Here is a 22330-nt window from a genome sequence, read left to right as displayed (position 1 = left end):
AAGGGGGACCAGTGGTCCGCACTACTACCCATCCACGCACCGTTCTGGCGGGCATCGGCGTCGGCGCGCTCACCGCGGGAGCGCTCACCATGGTGCTCGCGAGTACGCCCGCCGACGCCCAGACCGCCGCATCCACCGCCTATGGCGTGTCCGCCAGCGGGGTGGAGCCGAAGTCCGCGCAGCCCTCGGTCAGCAGCAACGCCGCGGTGCAGACCGCGTCGGGCTCGGTGTCCGGCATGGGCTGGAGCGCCAGCGGGATCACCGTGAAGGCCGGAGCAGGCACGGCCGAGGCCACCGTCGGCAACGTCACCGTGGGCGGTAAGGCCATCGGATCGGTGGCGGCGAAGTGCGTCGACGGTGTGACCACCTTCTCCCACGGGGGCAACGCGCCCACCGACGCGAAGCTGAAGGTGTCTTTCGGCGGCGGAGCGGGCGCAACCATCCAGATCCTCGGCGCCGGCGACAAGCCGGTGCAGACGATCACGGTCGCGGTCGTCACGTGCGGCAAGGGCAGCACCACGCCGCCACCGACCCAGGAACCCACGGCGACTCCCGTGCCCACGGGCACGCAGGAGCCGACAGCCACGGCGACCCCGGTGCCCACCGGCACACAGGAGCCCACGGCCACACCTACGCAGAGGCCGACCGACATCGGTGGGCCGACGATCACGCTGACGGAGGAGCCGGCCGACAAGCCGGTGAAGCCGGCGCCCAAGCCGCAGCTCAAGCCAGGGCATCACCCGGTGACCGGCTGACCCGGCGACCGATCTGGGCAGGCCCGCCCCGCATCCGACAGGGGCGGGCCGCCCACCTTCATCGACAACCAGAAGCAGGTCCACAAGGGGGACACAGTGCACACGACTACGGGACACACGGGCGGCAGGTGGGGCGCCATGGCAGCGCTGCTGCTGCTGACGCTGGCGGGCTGCGCGGACACCGTGAAGGGCGCGCCGCAGGCCGAGGCCCAGGTGCGCGACGCAGCCGCATCGGCAAGTGCCGCGGCGACGTCGGCGGCGAAGTCCGCGCCGAAGACCGGGGCGGCGAACGCAGCGCCTGGACAGGACTCGATGGCCGCGGCCTACACGGTGATGCGCAAGGTCGACCCGTGCGCGCTGCACTCGCTGGACGCGGCGGCGAAGGTCACCGGCATGCAGCCCGACGAGATCATGCCGGGCATCAGCCTCGGCGCCTGCGATCTGGACTTGGTGCCGAGCCCGCGAGAGTTGCCCGTCTGGACGCTGATCGCCCGCGTGGGCGTGACCTTCGACGAGCGCCGCAAGAAGGCCGCCGTCGAGGAGCAGATCGGCGACATTCGCTTCTACAAGCTGGCCGAACCGGCGGGGTCGGGCAGCTCGGACCGCTCGTGCAGCTACGTCATGAGGTTGGGTGAGGAGACCGGCGTCGAGCTGCAGGTGCGCCGCGGAGCCGCCGATCCGCAGCCCAAGACACCGTGCCAGGTGGCAACGGAGTACCTCGCCGAGGTCGGGCGGTACTGGAAGCAGCCCGCGATCCGCGCCGACAAGGTCACCAGTCCGACTTTGCGGGTCGCCGACGTCGACCCGTGCGCGGGCCAGGACGCGCTCGCCGCGGTCCTCGGGGCGCCGGTCCACTCGCTGTTCACCGACCCGTTCACCTGCACGACCGTTCCATCGACCGGCGGGAAGTCGAACGTCTCGGCGATGGTGAGCGCCGAGGTCGCGGTCGAAACCGACCCTCGGGGCCTGCTCGGAGGCTCGATGGGCACGGACTACCGCGCGGTGACCGTCAACGGAAAGCCGGGCGTGGCCAAGGAGTTCGTGGTGAACAAGAAGCCGACGTGCTCCTTGACGGTGATCGCCGACGAGCAGGTCGTGCTGGTGGCCGATCAGGCCAAGCCCGACGCGCAGAAGTCCTTCCAGGTCGTCAAGGCACGCGCCCAGACCTGCGACGTCGCCACGAAGGCCGCGGAAATCCTGCTGAGCGCGATGCGCTGACATCCAGCCACATCAAAGGGGGAACGACATGAATATGATCCGAAAAGGACAGTTGGCCGGACTTCTCGTCACCACGGTCGTCGTGCTGGGCGTCTCGGCATGCGGCGACTCGAACGACAACGCGACTGGGCCGGTCGGCGCGGGGGTCACTGCGGAGAACAGTGAACCGCAGACGGATCCCGGCCTTGAACAGCGCCGCGCCGGGCGAGGTGAGGGAACGATCAAGCTCGGTGACCTCAACAAGCCCAAGGACGCCACCGAAGTGGGTGCACCGTTCGATCCGTGCACGACGATCACGTGGGCCGACTTCCCGGGCGAGGTGCGGCCCACCGACGGCAAGCCGCATCCGCCTCAGCTGCGTGCCCCGGAGAAAGACGACCCGTTCGACGTGCGGTGCCTTTTCGACAACAGCGGAGCGATCACCCTCGACAGCAACGGCGACCGGACAGGGGCGCAGGGCAGTTACTTCATGGTCAGTGTCGTGTGGGGCACCAAACTCGAAGCCGACCCGGCCAAGCGCAAAGGGTCCGAGGCCAAGACCTGGACCGGCAAGTCGGGCCTGATCCACCGGATGCCTGACGACCCGAAGACGGGTAAGGGGTGCATCGGGCTGGCCACGTTGGGATCCGGCGTGGGCGGGGTGGCGGTGACCAACAGCAGGTTCGGCACCGACGCGTGCGCGGTGGTCGACGCCCTGATGGGCGCCATCACGACGAGGTCGAAGTGACCACGCCCCGGGCCGCGGCGAGCGTCGCGTCGGTGGCCGTGACCGGACCCGTCGGGCTTACCACGAGCGGTCGGCACGTCCGATGATGCCGCGCCTGTCCGTCCTGACCGGCGCGGCGGTGCTCGCCGCCGCACTTGCGGCGTGCTCGGTGCGCCCTGCCGTTGGCGGGACTGATGGGCGATCGGGCGCGGCGAGGTCGGTGCCCGTGCCGTCGAGTGGTCGTGGGACCGGGGTGGTGCTGCCGACGGTGACGCCGTACACGCCCGCGACGGGCGTGGACGCGCCATCGACCGTACCGCCCGCTCCCCCGCCACCGGACAGCTCAGCAGCGACGTACGCCGCACCGACCAGCGTCGCCACGGCCTGGATGACGCAGTGGTGCGCCACCGACTACCGCGAACCGATCAACGCGGCCATCGAACGGGCGGCGACGTTCGCCACGCCCGCGGGCACGGCCGCGGACCTCGCGAAGGGAGACACGCCCGCCACCTACCGCACGAGCGTCGAGCTGAAAGTCGGCAACCGATGCGACCACATCTCCGCCACCGTCAGCCCGGAGGCTCCGCGGGCACCCGGCGCGGTGTACGTAGTGATCACCGCGCGCCGCACTCAGCTCGCCGATGATCACCCGTTCCAGGTCGTGCCGGTCGTGACGACACGCGCTGTGCTGCGCCAGCCCGACGGACGGTGGCTCGTCGACGTGCACGTGGAGGCGGGCTGATGCTGAAGAAACTCCTGCTGCCTGCCGTGGCTGTCTTCCTCACGTTGATCTTCGCGCTCGTGCTGCTTCTCGGTGGCGGCGGAAGCTCCGAAGCCGAGTCGATCGCGCAGCCGGTGCCGACGTGCACGGTCCCCGAGCAGGGGCCGACCGCCGCGCCGCGGCAGCCGGGAACAGGCACCTACGCCGGGGTCACGCTCTCCCCTGCCCAGGTCGACGCTGTTCAGAAGGTCCTCGGCACTGCAAAGGGCATGGGCATCGTTCGTCGGGGCGCGGTGATCGCTGTCCAGACCGCGATGCAGGAGAGCACGTTGAACCCGCAGGCCACCAACGGAAACGCGGTCGGCCTGTTTCAACAGATCGCGCCCGGGCCGTGGAACGCCTACGTCGGCTACGACCGCGCCGACCCCGCTGCCGCGGCGAAGGGATTCTTCTCCGTCCTGACCAGGCGCGCGCCTGCGTACGAGACCGACCCGAGGCCAAATCACGAACTCGCCGAGGACGTCGAACGATCCGGCGAGGGATGGCGCTACGAGAAATGGCAACCGTTCGCCGAAGCGGTCACGGGCGCGTTGTTCGACGGATCGGGCCCGCCGCTGGACTGCACCAGCAAGAGCACCCAAGGGCGGATCACGGTTCAGATCCGCGGCACCGACGTGACATTGCCGCAGGAAGCCGGCATTCCGGGCGTGGTCCACACGGCCGACCCGAAGATCGCCACGGCGGTCGCCGCGGGCCTGTCATGGCTGGGCACCACCTACGCGTGGGGCGGCGGCGATGAGAACGGCCCGACACGGGGTGTCCGCGACGGTGGCGTCGCCGACGAGCACGGCGACTTCGACAAGGTCGGTTTCGACTGCTCCGGGCTGACTCTGTACGCCTACGCGCAAGCAGGGGTGCGGTTGACCAGGCCGTCGATCTCGCAGTTGACCAACGCCGCGGTGACCGTCTCGTTCCACCAGGCCCGTGCCGGGGACCTGCTGTTCTGGGGGTCGCATCACGTCGCGCTGTATCTCGGTCAGATCGCCGGGCGGTACCTGGCTTTGGAGGCGCCGCAGAGCGGTGACGTCGTCAAGGTCTCGACCGTGCGCACCGGCGGCGACTTCCGCGGTGTCGTTGCTCGACCGATTCCAGGGGGGTGAATGACCACGATGGCGATGTCAGACAACGCATCCGGATACGGGGTCGAAGCGCCGGTGGATCTTTCCCACGCGGTCGCCCCGAGCGCGGCCGCCCCACCGGCGGCCCCGCCGACGATCATCCCGTCGGATCGCGACGGTATGGGGGCATTGATGCCCGAGCCGCCGTCGGTGACAACCGACCCGGCGCTGTGGGGGTGGCGGGCCCGCGTGCGGCGGGCGACGTTCGGCCTGATCAAGCCCGGCGCAGGTCGAGATGAAGTTCGATACCGGCAGGCTGAGGTCGCGGTGCGCCAACATCTCGGAGGGGCGCGGCTGGTGATGGTGGCCAACCCGAAGGGCGGCAGTGCCGTCACCACAACGACGCTGATGCTAGCGCATGTCTTCGCGGCTCTTCGCGGCGGCAGCGTGGCCGCATGGGACAACAACGAGAGCCGCGGCACGCTGGGCGATCGAGCCGAGACAGGCGAACCGCAGACCACGGTGTGGCACCTTCTGGGCGCTTTCGAGCAGCTGGCGGGCCAGGCCGGTAGCGCTGGAGACATGAGTCACTATCTGCGCGCGCAGCCATCGCGGGCGGAGGTCCTGGCCAGCGACACCGACCCGACGCGCGTCGAGCAGGTCGGAGCGACCGAATGCGGCAAGGTCGCGCTGTTGATGTCCCGCCACTACCGAATGACGATCATGGATACCGGTAACAACGTCCGCGCCATGAACTGGCGATGGGCCGCCGGTGCCGCGCACCAACTGGTCGTGCCGCTCAGATGGGAGCCCGACACGGCGCAGGCAGCGGCGTGGATGCTCGACGTGCTCGCCCGCCGCAGGCCCGACCTCGTCGCCGGGGCGGTAGTGGTGGCCGGGCCCTGCTCAACGCCGCCGGATAGCCAGATTCGGCAGCGGATGCTGGCTTACTTCGCCTCGCGGTGCGCCGTGGTGGTGGAGGTGCCGTTCGACGCGCAGTTGGCCGGCGGCGGGCCGGTGGTGTTCTCACGAGTCGGTGAACCGACCCGACGGTCGTGGGTCGCGGCCGCGGCGGCGGTGGCCGACCGGCTCGCCGCGGTCCGCAGCACCCGGCCAGATCAACTGCATCGGCTCCACGATCACCCGCCGGCCTCCGGCGATGACGCCTCCGCTGGGGACGGCGGTCGACCAACCGAACAGCAGCCCGGTGATCACGGCCACGGAGGGTCGGTTTCGGCCCTGCCCGTCAGGAAGGCGCAGACACGATGATCCGACACCATCTGCAGACAGCCGCAAACCTGCTGGCCGTTCAGCCTCCCGAACCGGCGCCCGGTGGAGCTCAGAACCCGTTCGACGGCGTCACCCCCGACTTCGCGGTCTTCGGGGTCGAGTTCACCGAGGCGTGGCAGAAGGTGCTCGGCGGCATGTGGGGGCTCGCGTTCGTCGCGGTGGCGTTCGGGGCGATTCGCGCGGTGGTGGAGTTGCAGCACGCCAAGCGCGGCGGGCACCAAACCTCGGTGCTGGAGCACTCCGAGTCGGCGAAGCGATCCGGCCTGGCGCTGGCGGCGTTGGCCGGGCTCGGGATCATCTTCGGTGCGGTAGTCGCACTCTTCTGAGGAACCGGAGAAACACATGGCCAACCACGCTCCCACAACCACTCGCCGCCTGCCGTTGCCGTGGCTCGCCGCCCTAGTGCTCGTCGCGGTCGCCGCGTTCGCGCTTGGACGCTGGGTCCTGCCTGGCGAGGACCACCAGGGCAGCGGGACCGACCACACGGTCGGCTCGTCGACCGCTTCACCGTCGGCCGGAACGCTCGGCGCCCCGCACGGCCCGGCGAAGGTCGTCAGCGGTGTGCCTTCGGGCTACACCCGCGACAAGGCCGGTGCCGCCACGGCCGCGGGCAACGCCGTGCAGGTGCAGGTCGCGGTCGCGCACGGCCAAGCCGACCCGGGCACGGTGAAGTCCACCTGGATCGCGTCCAACGCCACCGACCAGGCCCGCGCCGCCTTGTCCGCGGGGAAGAACACCGATGGCGAGGACCAGACCAACAAGTTGCCCGTCTCCACGCGAATCACCGCGTTCACCGACACGTCGGCGACCGTGGAGGTCTGGGTCGTGGCCGTCGGCGCCGCAACCGGCGTGGGCGGCGGAACGCTGACCGCGGCGCGCTGGTCGACCGTGACCTTCCAGCTCACCTGGGAAGGCGATTGGAAGGTCACCACGTTCAAGTCGGTCTCGGGCCCACAGCCCGGTGCAAGCACCGACGGCGCTGCGCTGCCCGCGTTGACCAACGGCCTCTACACCTTCTACATCGAGTAGAACCGCTCATCTTGGGGGGAGCATGATCCAACGCCTTACCGCGCTCGTGATGGTGATCGCGGCACTTCTCACATTCTCCGCATCGGCTGCCGCTGCGCAGCCTCTGACTCCGACCGGGAAGGTGCCGGAAGGATTCCCGCCTGAGCTGACCAAATTCGTGGCAGGCACACCGGAATTCCAGAACGGGCCCTGGTTTCAGGGCGCGTGCAAGGGCCGTGGCGGCGACATCGGGCGCTACATCAACGATGTCATGGATCATGAAGCACGACTGTTGTATTGGTCCACTCCCCCACAAGCGCGGTTCAGCTACTGGTTCACCGACCCGCTGAACCCTCCGAAGAACATCGACATCACCAAAGAGCCACCGAGCCTGCCGAAACTGTTCCCCGCCGCGGCGTCCGATGGTGACGCCTACTCGGTATCCAGCGGCAGCCGGTTCTGCGTGAACGACCTCAAGCAGTTCGTGAATCCCGCGAACAACGCGTGGGGCTTCACATGGGCTCAAGCGCCTGACGGCGACTCGGTCGAGAAGATCCGCCAACAAAACGGCAGCATCTACAAGGATGACACCCTAGACGAGATCCAAAACCCCTGCGCGGAACGAAACTCCCCGTACTGCCAGAAGGCATTCTGGCTCGACTGCTCTCGAGCCGCGATGAACCCGGACACGAAAGCCGTATGCCTGGAGTGGAACTTCAACATCGGCCAACTGTTCACCGGTATCACCAATTTCATCGAAGCCAACACCACCTGGCTGGACAGGATCGGCCAATTCTTCGGGATCATCGGCGACGCCCTGTGGACAGCCGGTGTGGCCATCGTCGACGCGTTCGTCGGGATCGTCCTGTTCATCGCCGGGATCGTCATGTTCGTCATCAACCCCGCCTCCGCCGTCGACGACCTGGCCAACGCGATGCACGCGGGCGCGGTCGGGTTCACGACCTCGGTACTGCAAGGACTCGCCAGCGTCGGCCACTTCGATCCGGGCGCCCCCTGGTTCCTCAAGACCTACGCCGCCAGCACTGGAATCGGGCTCGTGGTGATGGCGTTCATGGCGGTGCTGATGATCTGGCGCACCGGCAGTGGCGGAGGCAGCCGCGAGGACCTCCACGAGTCCCTGTTCAAACAGCTACCGCTGGGGGCGTTCCTCGCCGCGTTCGCACCCGCGATCGGGGCAGTGCTCAGCGAACTCACCAGGGCGTTGACCAACGGGATCGCGGCGTGGACGGCCGACAACCTCAACGCGGCGATCGCCAAGCTCGCGCTGATGGGAATCATCACCGCCCACAAGATCCCGGGCGGCGCGTTCATCGGCATCATCCTGTTCCTGCTGATGATCTTCGGCACGCTGGCTGTGTTCGTGGGCATGGCGATCCAGTCGATCGCGCTGCCGATCGCCGGGGCGGTCGCCGGGATCTCGTGGGGCATGTGGGTGCATCCACGCTGGCGGCGCAAGGCGCTCAAGGTGCCGTTCGCCTACCTCGGCGTCCTGCTGTCCAAACCGCTGCTGTTCCTCCTGCTGGGCATCGTGTTCGCGATCATCGACGGCAACTCGAGTATTCCGGCGATGATCGGCGGCGGTCTGCCGCTGCTCGTGCAGTTGGTCCTGGCCGCTGTCGCGCTCATGGTCGCGGGGCTCGCCCCGTTCTCACTGCTCAAGCACGCCCCGTTGCTGCCGACCGCGGCCGACGCGCTCGACTCTCAACCCGGCGGCGGTTTCGGCACGGCCGCCGTGGTCGGCGCGGGTGTGAGCGCGGCCGGCGACCGAGGAACCTCACGCGGCGAGAGCGGCGCGCAGACCGCCGGATCCGGGGGACAGCACACGATCGCGCAGAACTACGCCCAACAGCAGCCCCAGGGCTCTCAGACGCCGCAGCCACGAACCGCGTCTCCCGCCGCGGGAGGCAACACGAGCGGCGGAGCCGGTGCGGGCCCAGGCGGCGCCGGGCAGAAGGCTGGGCAAGCCGCGGGCGGCGCCGGACAGCGCGGGGGCGCAGGTGCGGCGGCGGGCGGCGCGGGCGGGATGGTGGGAGCCGGAGGCGCGGCGGCGGTCGGCGCCGCGGCGAGTGCCACTCGGGGGGCGGCCGCGGCCTCCAGCGCAGCCACTGGCGCCATGCCGGTCACAGGCGCCCGCGCGACACCCGGCGGCGCTGCTGCAGGCGGTCAGGGTGCGGCGGCGGCGCAGGGAACCGCCAGCGGCGCGGCACGCGCAGGCGCGGCGTCCGGAGCCGCCGCCAGCGTGGCTGGTGTGGCCGCGCAGGTCGCGGTAGCCGGCCTCAACAAGGCCCGCAGTGCCGCCCACACGCGGCATGCCCCTGAGGTGGACGACGACGTGGTACGGGGGGATGACTGATGAGGACCGCTGTCCTGGGAGGAGAGGTCGCGCGGCGAGGATTGTTCGGGGCGCTGCCCAAACCCGCCTACGCCGCCCTCGGCGTCGCGGTCATCACCGCGTTCATCCTGTGGCTGGGCGTGGGTGGGATGACTGGCGCGATCAGCGGTTTCGTGGTGCTCGCAGCGACCTACGTGCTGGTCAATCCGTGGTCGCGGCACCGGTCGATAGCCGAGAACGGGCTGTGGGCGCTGCGATGGCGCCTGCGGCGCCGCAGTGGCCAGACGAGGTTCGCCGCACCGGGCGCCCTCGCGGTCGCGGAGCGCGAGCCCGGCGAGATCGTCGAGCCGCTGTGGGAGCTTCCGGTGCCGCTGGGGCGGGTCGAGCCGCTGGATCTGGCGGGCACCGACCATGAGCAGTTTTTCATCCTGCACCACCACAACCCCGGCGAGCCCGACTACCTCTCGGTGATGATGGAGGTGCAAGGCCAGGCCAGTGGGCTGCGCGCCGAGCGCGCCTACGACACCGTGTCGATGCGGTACGGGATCATGCTCGCGCAGTTGGCCAAGACCGGTTCCTACATCCGGGGTCTGCAGCAGATCAACCGGATCGTGCCGCACGACCCGACGCCGCACCGTGCGTTCGTGACGACGCGTGTGTCCCAGCGGGCCGGTCTGGAGGACGTCATCGCCTCCTATGAGGAGTTGGTGGACTCGACTGCCTCCACCGCCGAGCAACACCGCAACTACCTGGTCGCGCGCCTCCCGCTCACGGGCGGCTTCTTCGACGAGGCCCGCGGCTACGGCGACGGGGCCGCGGGTTGGGCAGGTTTGGTGCGCGAGGAACTGGCCCGCCTCGCCGACCTGGCCGTGCGCGCCGAACTGACCCGACCCCGCGTCCTCGGCGAGCAACGCTCCTGCGCGGTGCTGCGCTCGCTTCAAGATCCGCGCTGGCCGATCGACCGACATGAAGGAGTGCGGTGGAGCAACTGCTGGCAGAGCTACCGCGCCGAGCGGGATCGACTGGTGGTCAACGACTTGTGGCACACCCGCACGGCGTTCCTACCCCGGTCGGGCATCGCACCGGCCCAACTCGGGCCGCGGTGGCTCTCGCCACTGCTGACCAAGGTGAACCCATCGGTCGTCCGGACGCTGTCGGTGCGGATGGAGTTCGTTCCCGACGCGCTCGCCCGGGCGAAGGCCGTGATCGACGTCGCCCAGGACGGCGCATCGCTGCTGGGTGCCGACGAGAAGGGCAAGGTCGGCGACGGCACTGAGCAGGTCATGCTGTCGGCTTCAGCGCGCAGGCTGCGTGACCTCGCGCCCGGTTCCGGCCACGCTGGCGTGAACTGGTCGATGGCCATCTCGGTGACCGCCGCGGACCCCGGTGAGCTACGCCGGGCCTGCATGCGCGTGGCCAACGAAGCTGCGCAGTCGGCGTTGACCGACTTGGACTGGCAGGACACCCAGCACGACGTCGCGGTCCTGGCTACCTACCCGCTCGCGCGGGGAATGGCGGTGGCCTGATGCCCGCACCCGAATCCCTGCATTACGGACGGCTCGACGCTGCTGGTCGGTTCGCCGAAGCGGACCCGCATCAGCTCCACCGGCAGGTCGAGTCCACTGTCGAACGCGGTTGCCGCGACGCGGCGCCCGAGGAGTTCTTCCCGGCGGACGGAACCCGCTTCTCCCGCGAAGCCTTACTGGAGGAACGCGACCGCATCGACACGCTGTGCCGATCGTGCCCGGTGCGCGAGGAGTGCCTGGCTGCGGCGTTGCTGCGCGGCGAGATCTATGGCGGCTGGGGCGGGCTCACACAGCCGGACTACCAAGTGGTGCAACGGTTGTGGCGCCAACGTAAATCCGATCGGGCGGCATGATGGCCTCGCGCACCCGCGGATCTCGACCGCGGCCACCTCAGGTCGGCTGGCAGCCGACGCCGCCGCCGCACACGCCGGTCGCTCCAGCACTGCGGCCGCCGCCTCGACGGCACCGTTGGCTGGACCGGTGGGGCTGGTACGAGCCGCGTGTGGAGCCGATGCGCTCCACGACGCGGCAATGCGAAGCGCTCAACCTGGCGCTGAGTTCACCGCCGACCAGCTACCGGGGCTTGATCGTCGGTACGGACCTGTTGTCGGGCCAGTTGGTCACCCACGACCCGTTCATCGCCTACGAGGACAAGGTGATCAGCTCGGTCAACGCCGCGGTGATCGGCGACGTCGGCAAGGGCAAGTCCTCGCTGCTGAAGACCTGGGCGTGCACCCGGCAACTACTGCTGGACAACCGCCGTGTGGTGGTGCTGGACAAGAAGCTGCAGGCCGGGGTCGGCGAGTACACGGCACTGGCGGGGTTCCTGGGGGCGCCGAGCATCAGGTTCACCGTTGACGGGCGGGGCAGCAGGCTCAACCTGTTGGACCCGGCGATCACCCTCGGCGGTGACGAGCCCGACGACGCCGACGGCGAGGGCGGTGGCTCCGGTTTGTCGCGACCGACCGGCCAGATGATGCTGCTGCGCGCCGTGCTGGGCGAGGCGTTGGGTCGTCCGGTCAGCGAGCGCGAAGGCAAGGCGTTGAGGCTGGCGCTGGTGGCAGCCACACGCGACGCGCGTGAACGGCGACGAGTGCCTGTCATCGGGGATGTCGTGCACCATCTGCTGAACCCGACCCCGCAGGACGCGGCGAGCCTGGACCGGCGCCAGCGGGAGTTGCAGGAGTGGGGGTTGGACCCGGCATTCGCGCTGGAACGGATGATCGAGGAAGACCTCGCCGGGCTCGTCGACACCGAGACCTCCCTCGACGTGCACCTCGATCACCCCAGCGGGTTCACCCACTTCGACATCTCCGGGCTCCCGGTGGACGGTCCCGCGCTGCGTGTGGTCATGACTCTGATCAACACGTGGCAGTTCAACATGCTCGCGGCTCGTTCGACCCTCGCCCAGCAGACGGTCAACGTCATCGAGGAGGGCTGGCACGTCGCCGAGGGCAGCGTCGGGGCGATCTTCCGCCGCAACACCAAGCTGTCGCGTGGCTTGGGGCTGGCCACCATCGCCGGGTTCCACCACATCAGCGATCTCCCCGAGAACTCCCCTGCCAGGTCACTGCTGCAGGAGGCGGAAACGGTGTTCATTTACGGCCAAGGGTCACTCGACGACGCCGCGGCGTGCGTCGACCTTTACAACCTGCCAGCCGGCACTGAGGAGACGATCATGGCATTGGAGCAAGGCACGTGCCTGCTCAAGGTCGGGTCCCGGGACCCGGTGCTGCTGCGCCATGAACGCAGCCCTCGGGAAGTCGTGTTGACCGACACCGACGCGGCATTGACCGGGGTGGCCCATGGCCGCGCGACCTGACGAACAGCCACCGCCGCAAGCCCGGCCAGTGATCGGGGTGTTTTACCCGGCCCTGCTCGCCCTGCTCGTCGCCGTCGCCGTCGCCGCGCTGCTCGGCGCGGCTCTGTCCGGCGCGATCGGCGGAACCGGGTGGGCATGGCCCTCATGGCGCGAGTTGCCCGCGATCGTGACCAGATGGGCCTCAGCTCCCGGCGACCCCGCCACGGCGTGGCCCGCTGATCCTCGTCCCGGTCCGGCCGTGGTGACGTACCTGCTGGTCGCGGCGGTGGCCACGCTGGAGACGGCCGCGTGGATGTTGTTCGCGGCGTCGCGCAGGCGCGGGCGTGCTCGTACGGCCGAGCAACGCTCCGGGCTGGCGCAGGCCCGCGCGCTGGACGAGCGGCTGGGGCGCAAGGCTGTGGCGAAGGGCGCTGCGCGGCTCCGGCCGTCGCTGGCGGGGGCACGGCGTGTTGACCCGGACGAGGCTGGTGCGCGGTTCGCCGTGCAGCGCAGCACCGGTGCGTTGCTGTACGCCACGCACGAGGACTCGAAGTTGTGCGTCGCGCCCGTCCGCATGGGAAAGACCGGCCGTCAAGCCGTCGCCGACATCATGCGAGCACCCGGCGCGGTCCTGGCCACCAGCACCCGGTTCGACCTGCTCGAGTTGACGATGATGGAGCGCGCCCGATCCGGCCGGATCATGGTGTTCGACCCGGAGGGTCGGACCCCGTGGCATTGGCGGATGCGGTGGTCATTGATCACCGGGTGTGAGGACTACGACGTCGCCCTTCGGCGGGCGGTCGCGGTCTGCTCGGCGCGCCCGCTCGGTGACACCAAGGACTCCGGCTATTTCGGCGGCCAGGCCGAGGGTGTGATGGCCGCGCTGCTACACGCCGCCGCGTTGACCAAGGCAGGGGTCGATGAGTTGCGGCTGTGGACCAACACGCAATCGCGGAAACCAGCCGAGATCCTCGACACCGACATTCGCGCGGCGTTCGGAGTCTCCGCTGAGCTGAGCAAGATCATCGACAGCGCCTCGTCGAGCAACGACGCCTCCGGGGGCGCGGCGATCTACGCAACCCTGGCTCTTCTGCTCAGACCTCTTGCCTCCCCCGCCGTTCGCGCCGCATGCAGTCCCGGGCCCGACGATGAGCATCTCGACGTCGACGCCTTCATCCGCGGTGGCCGAGACACCCTGTATCTGGTCAGCCGGGGCCGGAAGAACTCGGCGGCGCCGATCATCAACGCGCTGGCCAAGGAGATCCTGCACCGCGCCGACGTGCTGTCCCAGCACCCGACCGCCGAACTGCTCGCCGCACCGGCTGCCGGTGACCTGCGCCTGGACCCGCCGCTGCGGGCGGTCCTGGACGAGGCCGCCAATGTCACCCCGCTCGACGACCTGGCCAGCCTGATGGCCGACTCCGGCGGCCGCGGGATCCAGCTCTACGTCTACGTGCAGTCGCTTTCACAACTGCGGCAGCGGTGGGGGCCCGAGCAGGCCACGGAGATCTGGGATAACGCCTCGATCAAGCTGGTTCTGGGCGGGTTGTCCCACAGCCGCGATCTTGAGGAGATGGCTCGGTTGCTGCCCGAGCGGGCCATCGACCAGGCCAGCATCTCCAGCGGACCAGCTCGCAGCCAAGTGACTGTCTCCCAACGGATGCGGCGCGCGCTAACCGGGAACGAGATCCGCGAGCTGCCTGACGGGCAGGCGCTGATGTTCTACCGGAACCTGGCCGGGGCAATCGTCGATCTGCCGGGATGGTGGGAGGCCGCGGACCTGCGGGAGCGGGTGCAATCCTCCCGCGACGAAACCCGGCGGCTGGTCGCCGAGCACGGCGGAGGGCCGCCGAAGGAACCCGAGGTGACCGACACGGACCACGACGCCCCGGAACCGGATGAGCAGGACGCGGCGGCCGGCGACCATGTCTGACGCGCTGGTCGATCCGGACGGCGAGGAGCCGGGTGTGTTCGAGGATGTGCCGGTCCTCGACGAGTCGATGCTGCCCGAGGTCGTCGCCGAACTGTCCGGGCAGATGCACCGGCTCGACGACCACGTCGCCGCCCACGACGAGCATCTGCGAGCGCTGCACGAGTCGTTCGAGGCGCTGGAGAACAGCCTGACCGAAAAGGTCAACCTCGCGCGCCCGAACCGGTGGGCGTGGGAGTTCCTCACCCGCGAGCAGGCGACGCAGCTGTGGGCGGAGACGCGCTGGTTCGCCGACTACCTCATCCGCCGGTATCCGCTGCCCAGCGAGGTCAGCATCCCACCGTGCTGGTACCGCCACTCCGTGGCCGTCGACGAACTCTCCGACGTCTACGCGGCCTGGCGCGAGGCGTACTGCTCGGGGGATCGGCCCTCGACGGCGATGACGGCCTGGCGCGACCGGTGGCTGTGGCCGATGCTGCACCGCTTGGCGAGCTACGCCGACTGGCGCGAGTGCAAGGAACGCCGCAGGCACGTCGACCCGACCGCGCGACAACAGAGCACCGACGACGAGTTCGCCGACTTCGTCACCGCGGACGTGGAAACGCGGCCGGAGAAGACCCCGATGGTGCTGCCGTGGCCAACCAAGCGCGGGAAGCCGCGCGCGCATGCTGCCGACTCGGCACCGTAACCGGTCGCACGCACCCTCGGCGAGTCTCATCGGTGCGCGGCCGCTTCGTCACGCTCGCCAGGAAGCTGCGCGACCTCATCATGATCCGCGACCAACTCGACATACATCCCGCTGCCCGCCCAGTGGTCACGTGCCGACGAACGCAACCTCGCGATCGTGTCGGGGCTGCTGCGTGGTCAGGAGCTACCTCTGCCTCCCCGCCATCGCCGTCTGCCACCAACTATGCACGGCCGAGGAAGCCCAGATCCTGATGGACTACCTCGAAGCCGGCCCCGGCGCCCGGCTCAGCTTCCAGCTGATCGGCCTGTCCCTGCCGGTGGCCGGCGTGCGGATCCCGGTCGACCCGCTGCATGTGACCTTCACCCGGGCCAGGATCAGCAACTCCGCCGAGGTCACCGATGCGCTTGAGCGCGGCGAGAACGTCGTACCTGTCGACATCGGCCCCGCGCCCGGCTCCCCCGTGCTCGGACGAAGCAGCCCGGACGTCGACCCGGTCACCGAGGCCGACGGGTGACCACCAGGTCGCTGATCACACGGCCCGGACAGGGACGACGATCCGCTCGACATCGAGACCCAGCAGCTCCTTGTGGGTCTGGTAGGGCAGAACGAACACCGACTGGGGCTCGGTCCGGCCCGGCCCACACCAGACGATCTTGAAGTGACACCGGCGGTGCTGCGGGCCTTGTTTGCCTGCGCCCGGCGTGATGTCGCCAGCCGCGGCCGCCGCACGCATCCGCATCAGGTTCGGTCCGAGTCGCCACCCCGTCTTGATCAACCGTGGTGGCTTGGCCGGCCGCCCGGTGGAGGTCTTGGCCTTGCCGGGCTTGCGTTTGCCCGGTCGCGCGAGGATCTCCTCGATGTCAGGGGTCTTGCTGCACAGGTACAGCAACGCGTTGACCGCAAGTTTGGTGATCTTCGCGGTCCACTCTTTCTCCGCGTCGGCGGCGATGGGGCCAAACCCGTCGGGGTTGACGGTGTAGCCGCCGAGCATCTTCTCGACGGCTTCGTCGATGGTGAATCGGCCGTCCATGGGCACCGAGACGCGGCTCATGTCGCGGTTCGATGACCTGGCCGCGGTCGTCGAGGACCTCGCAGATCGTCATCAACCCGAGCGCCTTGTTGGCTGGATCGTGCGTGGAGCACAGTCGCCGGTCGCCTCGTTGCTGGCCACCGCTGGTGCCGTAGGCGTAGAACCCGAGGATGCGGTATGGCCGTCCGTCGATACCTCGTTCGAGCACCGGGTCCGGGAAGGTGACCAGGGGGGTTCTCGTAGGGCAGGCGGTGGAACACCTGGGCGGTCATCTGGTCGGCGGCGGCGCGCATGATCTCGGCGACCAGGTCGGGGTGCATCGCGAACACTACTCTGCTGCGGCGCTACATGAGCTCGATCGCGCTGCTGACACACATCATCGACGCGCTGCGGGGGGCGATGGTCAGCGGCTGCGGGGGTGGGCGGCCGTGGATCTGGCCGCCGGAGGCCATGCTCGCCACGTCAGCCCAGACCTGCTCCCCCCGTAGAAAGCGTTCTTGGTACTTCATCCCGTCACAAATGCGCTCGGCGACACGCGTGGCCGCAGAGGCCAGCGAGAAGTCAGTGATCATCCGGTCACCCCTATGAAGAGAGCGGTCAGCGCGCACCCGGCTGCAGGATCGGATCCAGTTCGCGATCGGATGCGGTCCATTCGGCGGCGGGCGGCTGCTCATGCTTCCGCACGAACGGCGTTCACGATCGGGTGATCCCCACCGTGCTGGGGGAACAGCGAGGAAGGGGGCCGGATCCGGTGGTGGAGTGGACGCACGAGTGCGCCCCCACCCCCAGCCTGGGGGTCACCGGGGGTGAGGGCGCATTACCTCGGGTGCGACTGGGGGGTCCACACCCTCGCGCGGTTGACGTCGTCAACGCCGCAGATCGAAGTGCGGCGGCGGCCCGAGCCCCGTGTTGCGGGGTTCAACCTCGCTGGCGTCGAGGTTACCTGTTGTCCCGCGGGATTTCCTCCGAGAACGAAGCCTGTTCACTGCCCGGGGCGCGGGCCTTGAGTGGGTTTGGGGCTTCGGCGGCCCGGGTCGTGAGCCTGGTGTTGCGCTTGGCGTTGCTGTTCGGCGATCCGGGCGGCGCGGTGCCGGGCTTCGTCGGCGGCCTGGCTGACGGCCGGTGCGGGTGGCCGGTTCTTGTCGGCGGGCACCGTCGTGTGCTGGGCGGTGGTGCGGGTGTCGGATCGAGACGGCGCAGCGGCGGGCCGGGTCAGCTGTTGTCGGGCGCGTTGTGCCGCCTGGTAGGCGGTGTGGGTGTCTGAGGCGGGTGGGGGCGGGCCGAGCGGGTCAGGACCGGAGACGCCGTGCTGCTCGCGGTAGGCGGCGATCGTGGTGATGTTGGCGAGGTAGCGGGCGCGCTGCGCGGCGCCTGCGGGGGCGGGGCCGAGTTGTTCGACCCAGTCGGGCCGGTTGCGGGCGGCTTCGCGGCCGAGGTCGACGACGCGGCGGCGTATGTCGCGGGCGTCGACGCGGCCGGCTTCGGCAATCGAGCGGACGCGGCCCTCCAGCCCTGCCGGGTCGACGGGAGCCGGTAGCCAAGAGGGCCACATCGCGTCGTGGCTCGAGGGTTCAGGTGCGGTCGCGGTCTGGGCTCTGAGCCAGGAGTTGGTGCGTTCGTAGGCGGGGACCATGGTGTCCAGGGTCGGTTCCCGCGGAATCTGGTGGGACGGGTTGGCGGGGACCTGCTGTCCGCCGCGGGCGGCCACCAGGATCTCGGTCATGGTGGCCCGGTTGTCGGCATCTTGTTGTGGCGAGGACAGGAGTGGGTCGCCGGGAGCGGCGCCGATGGCGGTGAGCGCGGCGTCTACGTTGGGTGCGTTGAGCGCGGCGTGCATGGCCCTCACGTCGTCGTCATTCCATGTCACGCCGGGCGCCCGCCAGTCGTCGCCACCGGGGTTTCGCCACCAGGTGTCGAGCGCGGCGATCGCGCCGGCGACTTGGGCGGGTGTCAGCTGCTGCTCGTCGGTCATGGCGAGTTCCTTGGGTGGTATTTGGGCTGCCGGGGTTGCGGCTGGGCGTGGCTGGTCGGCGGCGCCAGCGCGGACTCGGGCTGCGAGGAACGCGCTGGGGTTGGAGATCTGTGGCCGGGCGACGGTGTCGGGGTCGATGCCGCGCAGGATGGCGCGCGGGTCGTGTCCGGCGGCGGCCGCGGTGGCGAGGTTCTGGGCGAGGGCGCCGATAGCCGGGCCGCTGATGACGCGGTCGACGACTGGGTGCTGGCCCCATTCCGCGCGCAGGAGGTTGGCCGCTGCGGCGCGCTGGGTGTTCTCGGCGGTGTCGGCGCGGGCTTGGCGTTGGGCCTTGGTCAGTGGTCGGGGGCGGGGCCTGGTGGTGGTCGGGTCGGTGAGTGCGATCTCCTTGACCAGGGACGCGGCCAAACGGCTGGCGTCGCGGACGTGCGGCGCGGTCATCTCGTCGGGGTCGATGCCGCGCAGCACGGCGCGGGGGTCGCCGCCGGCGTTGTCGATGCGGTCGAGCCAGCGGGCCAGTGTGCTGAACGCCGGGCCGTCGATGACGCGGTCGACGGCCGGGTGCTCGCCCCATTCCTTGTTCAGCAGTGCTTCGGCTTTGGCGCGGCGGACGACTTCGGCGGCGTGGTTCTTGGCGCGGAAGGCCTTCTTCCGTTCGATGTCGTCTGGGGTGGGGGTGTGCTGCCCGGGTTGCGCGGCGGTGGTGGTGTGGCGCCGGGGGTTGGGGTCGTCGAGGAGGCCGAGGTCGACGAGGACGGGGGTGTCGTTGCGGTTGATCTCGGTGGCCTTGGCGCGGTCGATGAGCTTGGTGATCACGCGGCGGGTGCGGTCCCACGCGGTGCGCGGCAGGCCGAGTAGGTACTCGTCCTGGGAGCCTTCGACGTCTCTGCGCGCGATGAACATGAACATGGCGAGTTTGTGGCGGCTGGCGGCGACGTAGCTGCCGGGGTTGTCGGCGCCTGCGGCGCTGAACAGCACCGCTCCCCCACGACGTTCGCCGTCCGGGCCGGTCCAGGTCGCGCCGTCGGAGCCGACGGTCATGCCCTGGGATTTGTGGATAGTGATGGCGTAGCCGAGGTTGAGTCCGCCCTTGGCGACGAACTGCGGCTCGAGGAGTGCGGATTCGGTGATTCGGCCGTCGCCGGTGTCGCGTTCCCATCGCACGGCGAGGCTTCCGTCGTCGTGGATGGTGTCGATGACGCCGCGGTAGCCGTTGAGGACGTCGGGTCCGGTGGTGCCGCGCTCGTTGACGCGGATCATGATGTGGTCGCCCTCGTGCAGGGTCTGGGTGTTGCCGCCAGCGAGCTGGTAGGTGCGGCTCGCGCCGAGTTCACCGGCGACGGCGCGCAGGGCCTGGGCGCCGTCGTTGAGCCGGTCGACCATCTCGTTGGTGCTGGCCACCATGAGCAGGCCGCGTTGCTCGACGAACGGGTTCGGCGCGCCCTTGCGTTGGTCGACCCAGGTGGCGAGCATCGCGGCGGTGGCTTCCTGGCCGGTCTCGGTGACGACGAGGCGGTCGCGGTCGGCCCAGGAGGTGAGTGCCTCGGCGTAGTCGCCGCGCCGCCACGCGGCGATCGCGGCGCGTTCGTCGGCTTCGGCCTGTCGCCGGTTCTCCGTGAGGGCTCCGCCACCGACGATCTTGTGCACCACGCCGAAGGAGGATCCGACCCCGACGCCGCGCAGCTGCTTGGGGTCGCCGATCTCGACGATCTTCGTGCCAGCGGCGGCCGCGGCGAAGTAGAGCCGGGCGCGGTCGCGGTCGTTGATCATGCCCGCTTCGTCGAGCACGAGGACGTCGACGCCGCGCAGGCCCGGCCCGGTGTCGATGCGCCAGAGCCACTGGGCGACGGTGCGGCTGGGGATGCCGGACTCGGCTTGCAGGGTCTGCGCGGTCACGCCCTGGGTGGCGCCGCCGGCGATGATGATGCCCTCGGCCTGGTAGGCGGCGCGGACGGCGTCCATGAGGGTGGTCTTGCCGCTGCCGGGCGGGCCGATGAGCGCGTCGAGCGCGCGGCCGGAGGTGGTGATGCGCAGCAGTTCGCTGCGTTGCTCGGCGGAGAGCTCGAAGCCGCCGGCGGCCTCGATGGTGCTGGCCGCCATCTCGGCGGTGACGGGGCTGACGCGGATGTCGGTCTGGTCGGGGTGGCTGGCTTCGGCGGCCGCGACGATGACCTTCTCGACGTCGATGACGTCTTGGGTGGTGTAGAGCGCGGCGTTGGCCATGTGCCCGGCGGCGAGCTGGCGTCGTTCGCCGTTGGTGGGTTGGGGCTCGGTGGTGCGGGCGGGTTTCTTGGAGAGTTTGACGAACCCGGCGTGCTCGAGGACGTGGTCGGTGAGTTGCTCGATCTCGGCGTGGGTGCCGCCGTTGGGCAGGGCGTCGGCGACCGCGGCGAGGGCGTCGGCGCGGGAGAACCTGCGTGTGTGCGCGGTGAGGCCGGAGTCGACGTTCTGCAGCAGTGTGGCGAGCTCGTCGAGGGTTGGGCGCGAAACCGGGGCGGTGGGGCCGCCGCCGAATGCGTCGCGGGTGATTTGGTCGGGGTCGAGTCCGGCGGCGATGGCTTCGCGCCGCCAGTGTCCGGCGAGTGTCTCGTCGGTGGCGGTGGTGCTCTCGCCTTTGCGTTCGCGGGTCTGTGACGCCGCGACGCGGCGCACTGCCTTGGTGGCTTCTTCGGGGCTCATACCCATCTTGATCAGCGCTTTGTCGATGCCTTGGCCGCGTTTGGCGTACAGGAGGATGGCCTCGTCGGAGATGGAGGCGAGCTCCCAGAGGCCGGTGCGGTCGCTGCGTCGGAACTGCGCGCCGTAGCGGCGGGTGAGCACGTCGCGGACGGCGGCCTGCAGGAGCTTGTCGACCACCTTCGCGTGGCGCATGAGGTCGCGGCCGCCCGAGGCGATGGTGGACCATTTGCCGTCCTCGCCCATGGTCATGTTGGCGATCGTGTAGTGCACGTGCCAGTGCGGGTCGCCGACCGCGGCGCCGTCGACGGGTCGGGCGGTGCGGTGGAACATCGCCCAGCCGGCGAAGCCGTTGCCTTGGGTGACGGTGGCGGTCTGGCCATCGCCGTGGTGGCCGCGCATGCCGTAGGCGGTGGCGCCTTCGAGCCAGTTGAAGGTGGCCATGGCCTGGTCGGTGTAGATGGCGTCGAGTTCGGCGCGGGTGGCGTCGTCGACCAGGCCGTAGGCGGCGCGGAAGGAGCCGTCCAGGGTGAGGGTCACGTCGTAGGCGAGGTTGCCGACGACAACCCGGTTGTCGAACGTTCTCCGGGTGCCGTCGGGCATCGTGATGGTGATGTTCAGTTGGGCGACGGCGTCGGTGAAGGTCTGCTCGCCCCACACTTCGTCGGGGGTGAGTCCGGCGGCGTCGGCGAGTTGTCCGGCGTGGTCGGCGCGCAGCGCGGCGCCTTCGCCCTCGCGGTCGACGGCGCGTTGAGCGCGCGCGTATATCTCGCGCATCCGGGCGCTGGTGAGGACTTCCTCGATGGGGACGGCGGCTTCCCGGGTGACGCCCTCGATCATCCGGACCAGTGGGGCGAGGGCGACTTTCGCGCCGCGGGGCACGCCTGTCTTGTGCGCGACGAGTTGCTCGCCGGTGTGCGGGTGGTAGCCGGCGACCACGGCGCGGGCCATGTCGAATTGCTCGGGGGTGAGCTCGGTTCCGGCTTCGATTCCGAGGTCGGCCAGCGCGCTGCCGACCCACATCAGCGGGCGCTCGCGCATATCGGTTTGTTGATCGAGTTGAGCGTCGCTGATTTCCTCGGTGACACAGCCGTGTCCGAGGCCGAGCCGGTAGTCGATCTGAGTCGGGTCCGACCCGATTGGGGTCACCCACGCCATCCAGTCACCTCCCCCAAGGTGAGCTGGGAAAACAATCCCCCTAAAGATCATTTCCCCCGAATTCCGTGACGATACCTTAGCTCAAATAAGTTGATCTTGTGGACGGTTTACCGTCCACGCAGCCCGCGAATTTGCGGGCGAGTGCACTGTCGGCCGTTCGGCCGTCCGTTGTGTTTCACCTCGATTGGGCGAGGTGGTGGCGCGGAAGGAGCTGCGGTGGGCCGCCTTGTGGCGGGTGAAAGCGTCGGTGTCCAGGGCCAAGCCGGGACGTCGCCGGGGCTGTCGCGCGCAGGCCGTGGGGCGGCGGATCCGAGGGCAGTGCCCGCCACCACCACTCCCCTGGGGGCGGATTGGGTCGTGGCCCAGTTGGGCCGCGCTGT

At 69.7% G+C, this 22330-nt stretch carries 19 protein-coding genes; 15 read left to right on the top strand and 4 right to left on the bottom strand.

What is annotated here, in order from left to right; translation table 11 throughout:
* Nucleotides 1-11: 11 nt before the first annotated feature.
* From BN1701_RS09325 to BN1701_RS09315, 3 genes are all read left to right on the top strand, one after another.
* On the top strand, nucleotides 12-755 hold the full coding sequence (locus BN1701_RS09325) for a hypothetical protein (RefSeq protein ID WP_054047424.1): 744 nt from the start codon (nucleotides 12-14) through the stop codon (nucleotides 753-755).
* 138 nt (nucleotides 756-893) lie between these two features.
* A complete protein-coding gene (locus BN1701_RS09320) occupies nucleotides 894-1973 on the top strand; it encodes a DUF3558 domain-containing protein (protein ID WP_054047422.1) in 1080 nt (359 codons plus the stop codon).
* Nucleotides 1974-2001: 28 nt separating this feature from the next.
* Nucleotides 2002-2700 (top strand): hypothetical protein, encoded by a 699-nt coding sequence (locus tag BN1701_RS09315; RefSeq protein WP_157367872.1) that lies wholly within the window; start codon nucleotides 2002-2004, stop codon nucleotides 2698-2700.
* A 57-nt stretch (nucleotides 2701-2757) separates the two neighbouring features.
* On the opposite strand, the gene BN1701_RS34120 is transcribed toward BN1701_RS09315, so the two are convergent.
* Entirely contained in the window at nucleotides 2758-3060 is a 303-nt protein-coding gene (locus tag BN1701_RS34120; protein WP_054047417.1) for a hypothetical protein, read from the bottom strand.
* A gap of 7 nt (nucleotides 3061-3067) precedes the next feature.
* Here BN1701_RS34120 and BN1701_RS09310 point away from each other — a divergent pair, with 7 nt between their 5' ends.
* The 12 genes from BN1701_RS09310 (at nucleotide 3068) to BN1701_RS09255 (ending at nucleotide 15628) form a co-directional block, all read left to right on the top strand.
* Nucleotides 3068-3421: a hypothetical protein gene (locus tag BN1701_RS09310; RefSeq protein WP_054047415.1), complete on the top strand. Its 354-nt coding sequence runs from the start codon at nucleotides 3068-3070 to the stop codon at nucleotides 3419-3421.
* Nucleotides 3421-4560 (top strand): C40 family peptidase, encoded by a 1140-nt coding sequence (locus BN1701_RS37975; protein WP_054047413.1) that lies wholly within the window; start codon nucleotides 3421-3423, stop codon nucleotides 4558-4560. Before BN1701_RS09310 ends, BN1701_RS37975 begins: the two co-directional genes overlap by 1 nt.
* A complete protein-coding gene (locus BN1701_RS09300) occupies nucleotides 4561-5787 on the top strand; it encodes a hypothetical protein (RefSeq protein ID WP_054047411.1) in 1227 nt (408 codons plus the stop codon). It abuts the gene before it with no gap.
* The gene (locus BN1701_RS09295) at nucleotides 5784-6134 is read left to right on the top strand and encodes a hypothetical protein (protein WP_231949548.1); all 351 of its coding nucleotides are present in this window, start codon (nucleotides 5784-5786) and stop codon (nucleotides 6132-6134) included. Before BN1701_RS09300 ends, BN1701_RS09295 begins: the two co-directional genes overlap by 4 nt.
* Nucleotides 6135-6150: 16 nt before the next feature.
* A complete protein-coding gene (locus tag BN1701_RS09290; protein ID WP_054047409.1) occupies nucleotides 6151-6837 on the top strand; it encodes a hypothetical protein in 687 nt (228 codons plus the stop codon).
* 49 nt (nucleotides 6838-6886) lie between these two features.
* A complete protein-coding gene (locus BN1701_RS09285) occupies nucleotides 6887-9190 on the top strand; it encodes a hypothetical protein (protein ID WP_231949547.1) in 2304 nt (767 codons plus the stop codon).
* Nucleotides 9190-10695, top strand: a complete 1506-nt coding sequence (locus BN1701_RS09280; RefSeq protein ID WP_054047405.1) for an SCO6880 family protein — start codon at nucleotides 9190-9192, stop codon at nucleotides 10693-10695. The genes BN1701_RS09285 and BN1701_RS09280 overlap by 1 nt, the downstream gene beginning before the upstream one ends.
* On the top strand, nucleotides 10695-11048 hold the full coding sequence (locus tag BN1701_RS09275) for a WhiB family transcriptional regulator (protein WP_054047402.1): 354 nt from the start codon (nucleotides 10695-10697) through the stop codon (nucleotides 11046-11048). Before BN1701_RS09280 ends, BN1701_RS09275 begins: the two co-directional genes overlap by 1 nt.
* Before the next feature lie 158 nt (nucleotides 11049-11206).
* A complete protein-coding gene (locus tag BN1701_RS09270) occupies nucleotides 11207-12517 on the top strand; it encodes an ATP/GTP-binding protein (RefSeq protein WP_231949546.1) in 1311 nt (436 codons plus the stop codon).
* 28 nt (nucleotides 12518-12545) lie between these two features.
* The gene (locus tag BN1701_RS09265; protein WP_054047400.1) at nucleotides 12546-14429 is read left to right on the top strand and encodes a type IV secretory system conjugative DNA transfer family protein; all 1884 of its coding nucleotides are present in this window, start codon (nucleotides 12546-12548) and stop codon (nucleotides 14427-14429) included.
* The gene (locus BN1701_RS09260) at nucleotides 14422-15114 is read left to right on the top strand and encodes a hypothetical protein (protein WP_157367870.1); all 693 of its coding nucleotides are present in this window, start codon (nucleotides 14422-14424) and stop codon (nucleotides 15112-15114) included. Before BN1701_RS09265 ends, BN1701_RS09260 begins: the two co-directional genes overlap by 8 nt.
* Before the next feature lie 172 nt (nucleotides 15115-15286).
* Nucleotides 15287-15628, top strand: coding sequence for a hypothetical protein (locus BN1701_RS09255; protein ID WP_054047396.1), 342 nt, complete (start codon nucleotides 15287-15289; stop codon nucleotides 15626-15628).
* A gap of 15 nt (nucleotides 15629-15643) precedes the next feature.
* Here the strand turns inward: BN1701_RS09255 and BN1701_RS09250 are convergent, their stop codons facing one another.
* The 3 genes from BN1701_RS09250 to mobF all read right to left on the bottom strand — a co-directional run bounded on the left by BN1701_RS09250 (nucleotide 15644) and on the right by mobF (nucleotide 21950).
* Nucleotides 15644-16165 carry a hypothetical protein gene (locus tag BN1701_RS09250; RefSeq protein ID WP_054047394.1) on the bottom strand — a complete coding sequence of 174 codons (522 nt, stop codon included), beginning with the start codon at nucleotides 16163-16165 and terminating at the stop codon, nucleotides 15644-15646.
* Nucleotides 16166-16488: 323 nt separating this feature from the next.
* Nucleotides 16489-16716 carry a hypothetical protein gene (locus tag BN1701_RS09245; RefSeq protein ID WP_054047392.1) on the bottom strand — a complete coding sequence of 76 codons (228 nt, stop codon included), beginning with the start codon at nucleotides 16714-16716 and terminating at the stop codon, nucleotides 16489-16491.
* 410 nt (nucleotides 16717-17126) lie between these two features.
* On the bottom strand, nucleotides 17127-21950 hold the full coding sequence (mobF, locus tag BN1701_RS09240) for a MobF family relaxase (protein ID WP_054047390.1): 4824 nt from the start codon (nucleotides 21948-21950) through the stop codon (nucleotides 17127-17129).
* Nucleotides 21951-22330: the final 380 nt, after the last annotated feature.

It is taken from the genome of Alloactinosynnema sp. L-07 (genome assembly GCF_900070365.1).
In the GTDB taxonomy this organism is placed as follows: Bacteria; Actinomycetota; Actinomycetes; order Mycobacteriales; family Pseudonocardiaceae; genus Actinokineospora.
This window is presented reverse-complemented; position numbering and strand designations above follow the sequence as displayed.

Coding starts and splice junctions, on each gene's coding strand:
- BN1701_RS09275 (WP_054047402.1), top strand. CDS start 10,695: ATGCCCGCACCCGAATCCCTGCATTACGGACGGCTCGACGCTGCTGGT.
- BN1701_RS09320 (WP_054047422.1), top strand. CDS start 894: ATGGCAGCGCTGCTGCTGCTGACGCTGGCGGGCTGCGCGGACACCGTG.
- BN1701_RS09280 (WP_054047405.1), top strand. CDS start 9,190: ATGAGGACCGCTGTCCTGGGAGGAGAGGTCGCGCGGCGAGGATTGTTC.
- BN1701_RS09245 (WP_054047392.1), bottom strand. CDS start 16,716: ATGATCACTGACTTCTCGCTGGCCTCTGCGGCCACGCGTGTCGCCGAG.
- BN1701_RS37975 (WP_054047413.1), top strand. CDS start 3,421: ATGCTGAAGAAACTCCTGCTGCCTGCCGTGGCTGTCTTCCTCACGTTG.
- BN1701_RS09315 (WP_157367872.1), top strand. CDS start 2,002: ATGAATATGATCCGAAAAGGACAGTTGGCCGGACTTCTCGTCACCACG.
- BN1701_RS09285 (WP_231949547.1), top strand. CDS start 6,887: ATGGTGATCGCGGCACTTCTCACATTCTCCGCATCGGCTGCCGCTGCG.
- BN1701_RS09300 (WP_054047411.1), top strand. CDS start 4,561: ATGACCACGATGGCGATGTCAGACAACGCATCCGGATACGGGGTCGAA.
- mobF (WP_054047390.1), bottom strand. CDS start 21,950: ATGGCGTGGGTGACCCCAATCGGGTCGGACCCGACTCAGATCGACTAC.
- BN1701_RS09295 (WP_231949548.1), top strand. CDS start 5,784: ATGATCCGACACCATCTGCAGACAGCCGCAAACCTGCTGGCCGTTCAG.
- BN1701_RS09290 (WP_054047409.1), top strand. CDS start 6,151: ATGGCCAACCACGCTCCCACAACCACTCGCCGCCTGCCGTTGCCGTGG.
- BN1701_RS09270 (WP_231949546.1), top strand. CDS start 11,207: ATGCGCTCCACGACGCGGCAATGCGAAGCGCTCAACCTGGCGCTGAGT.
- BN1701_RS09310 (WP_054047415.1), top strand. CDS start 3,068: ATGACGCAGTGGTGCGCCACCGACTACCGCGAACCGATCAACGCGGCC.
- BN1701_RS09260 (WP_157367870.1), top strand. CDS start 14,422: ATGTCTGACGCGCTGGTCGATCCGGACGGCGAGGAGCCGGGTGTGTTC.
- BN1701_RS09250 (WP_054047394.1), bottom strand. CDS start 16,165: ATGAGCCGCGTCTCGGTGCCCATGGACGGCCGATTCACCATCGACGAA.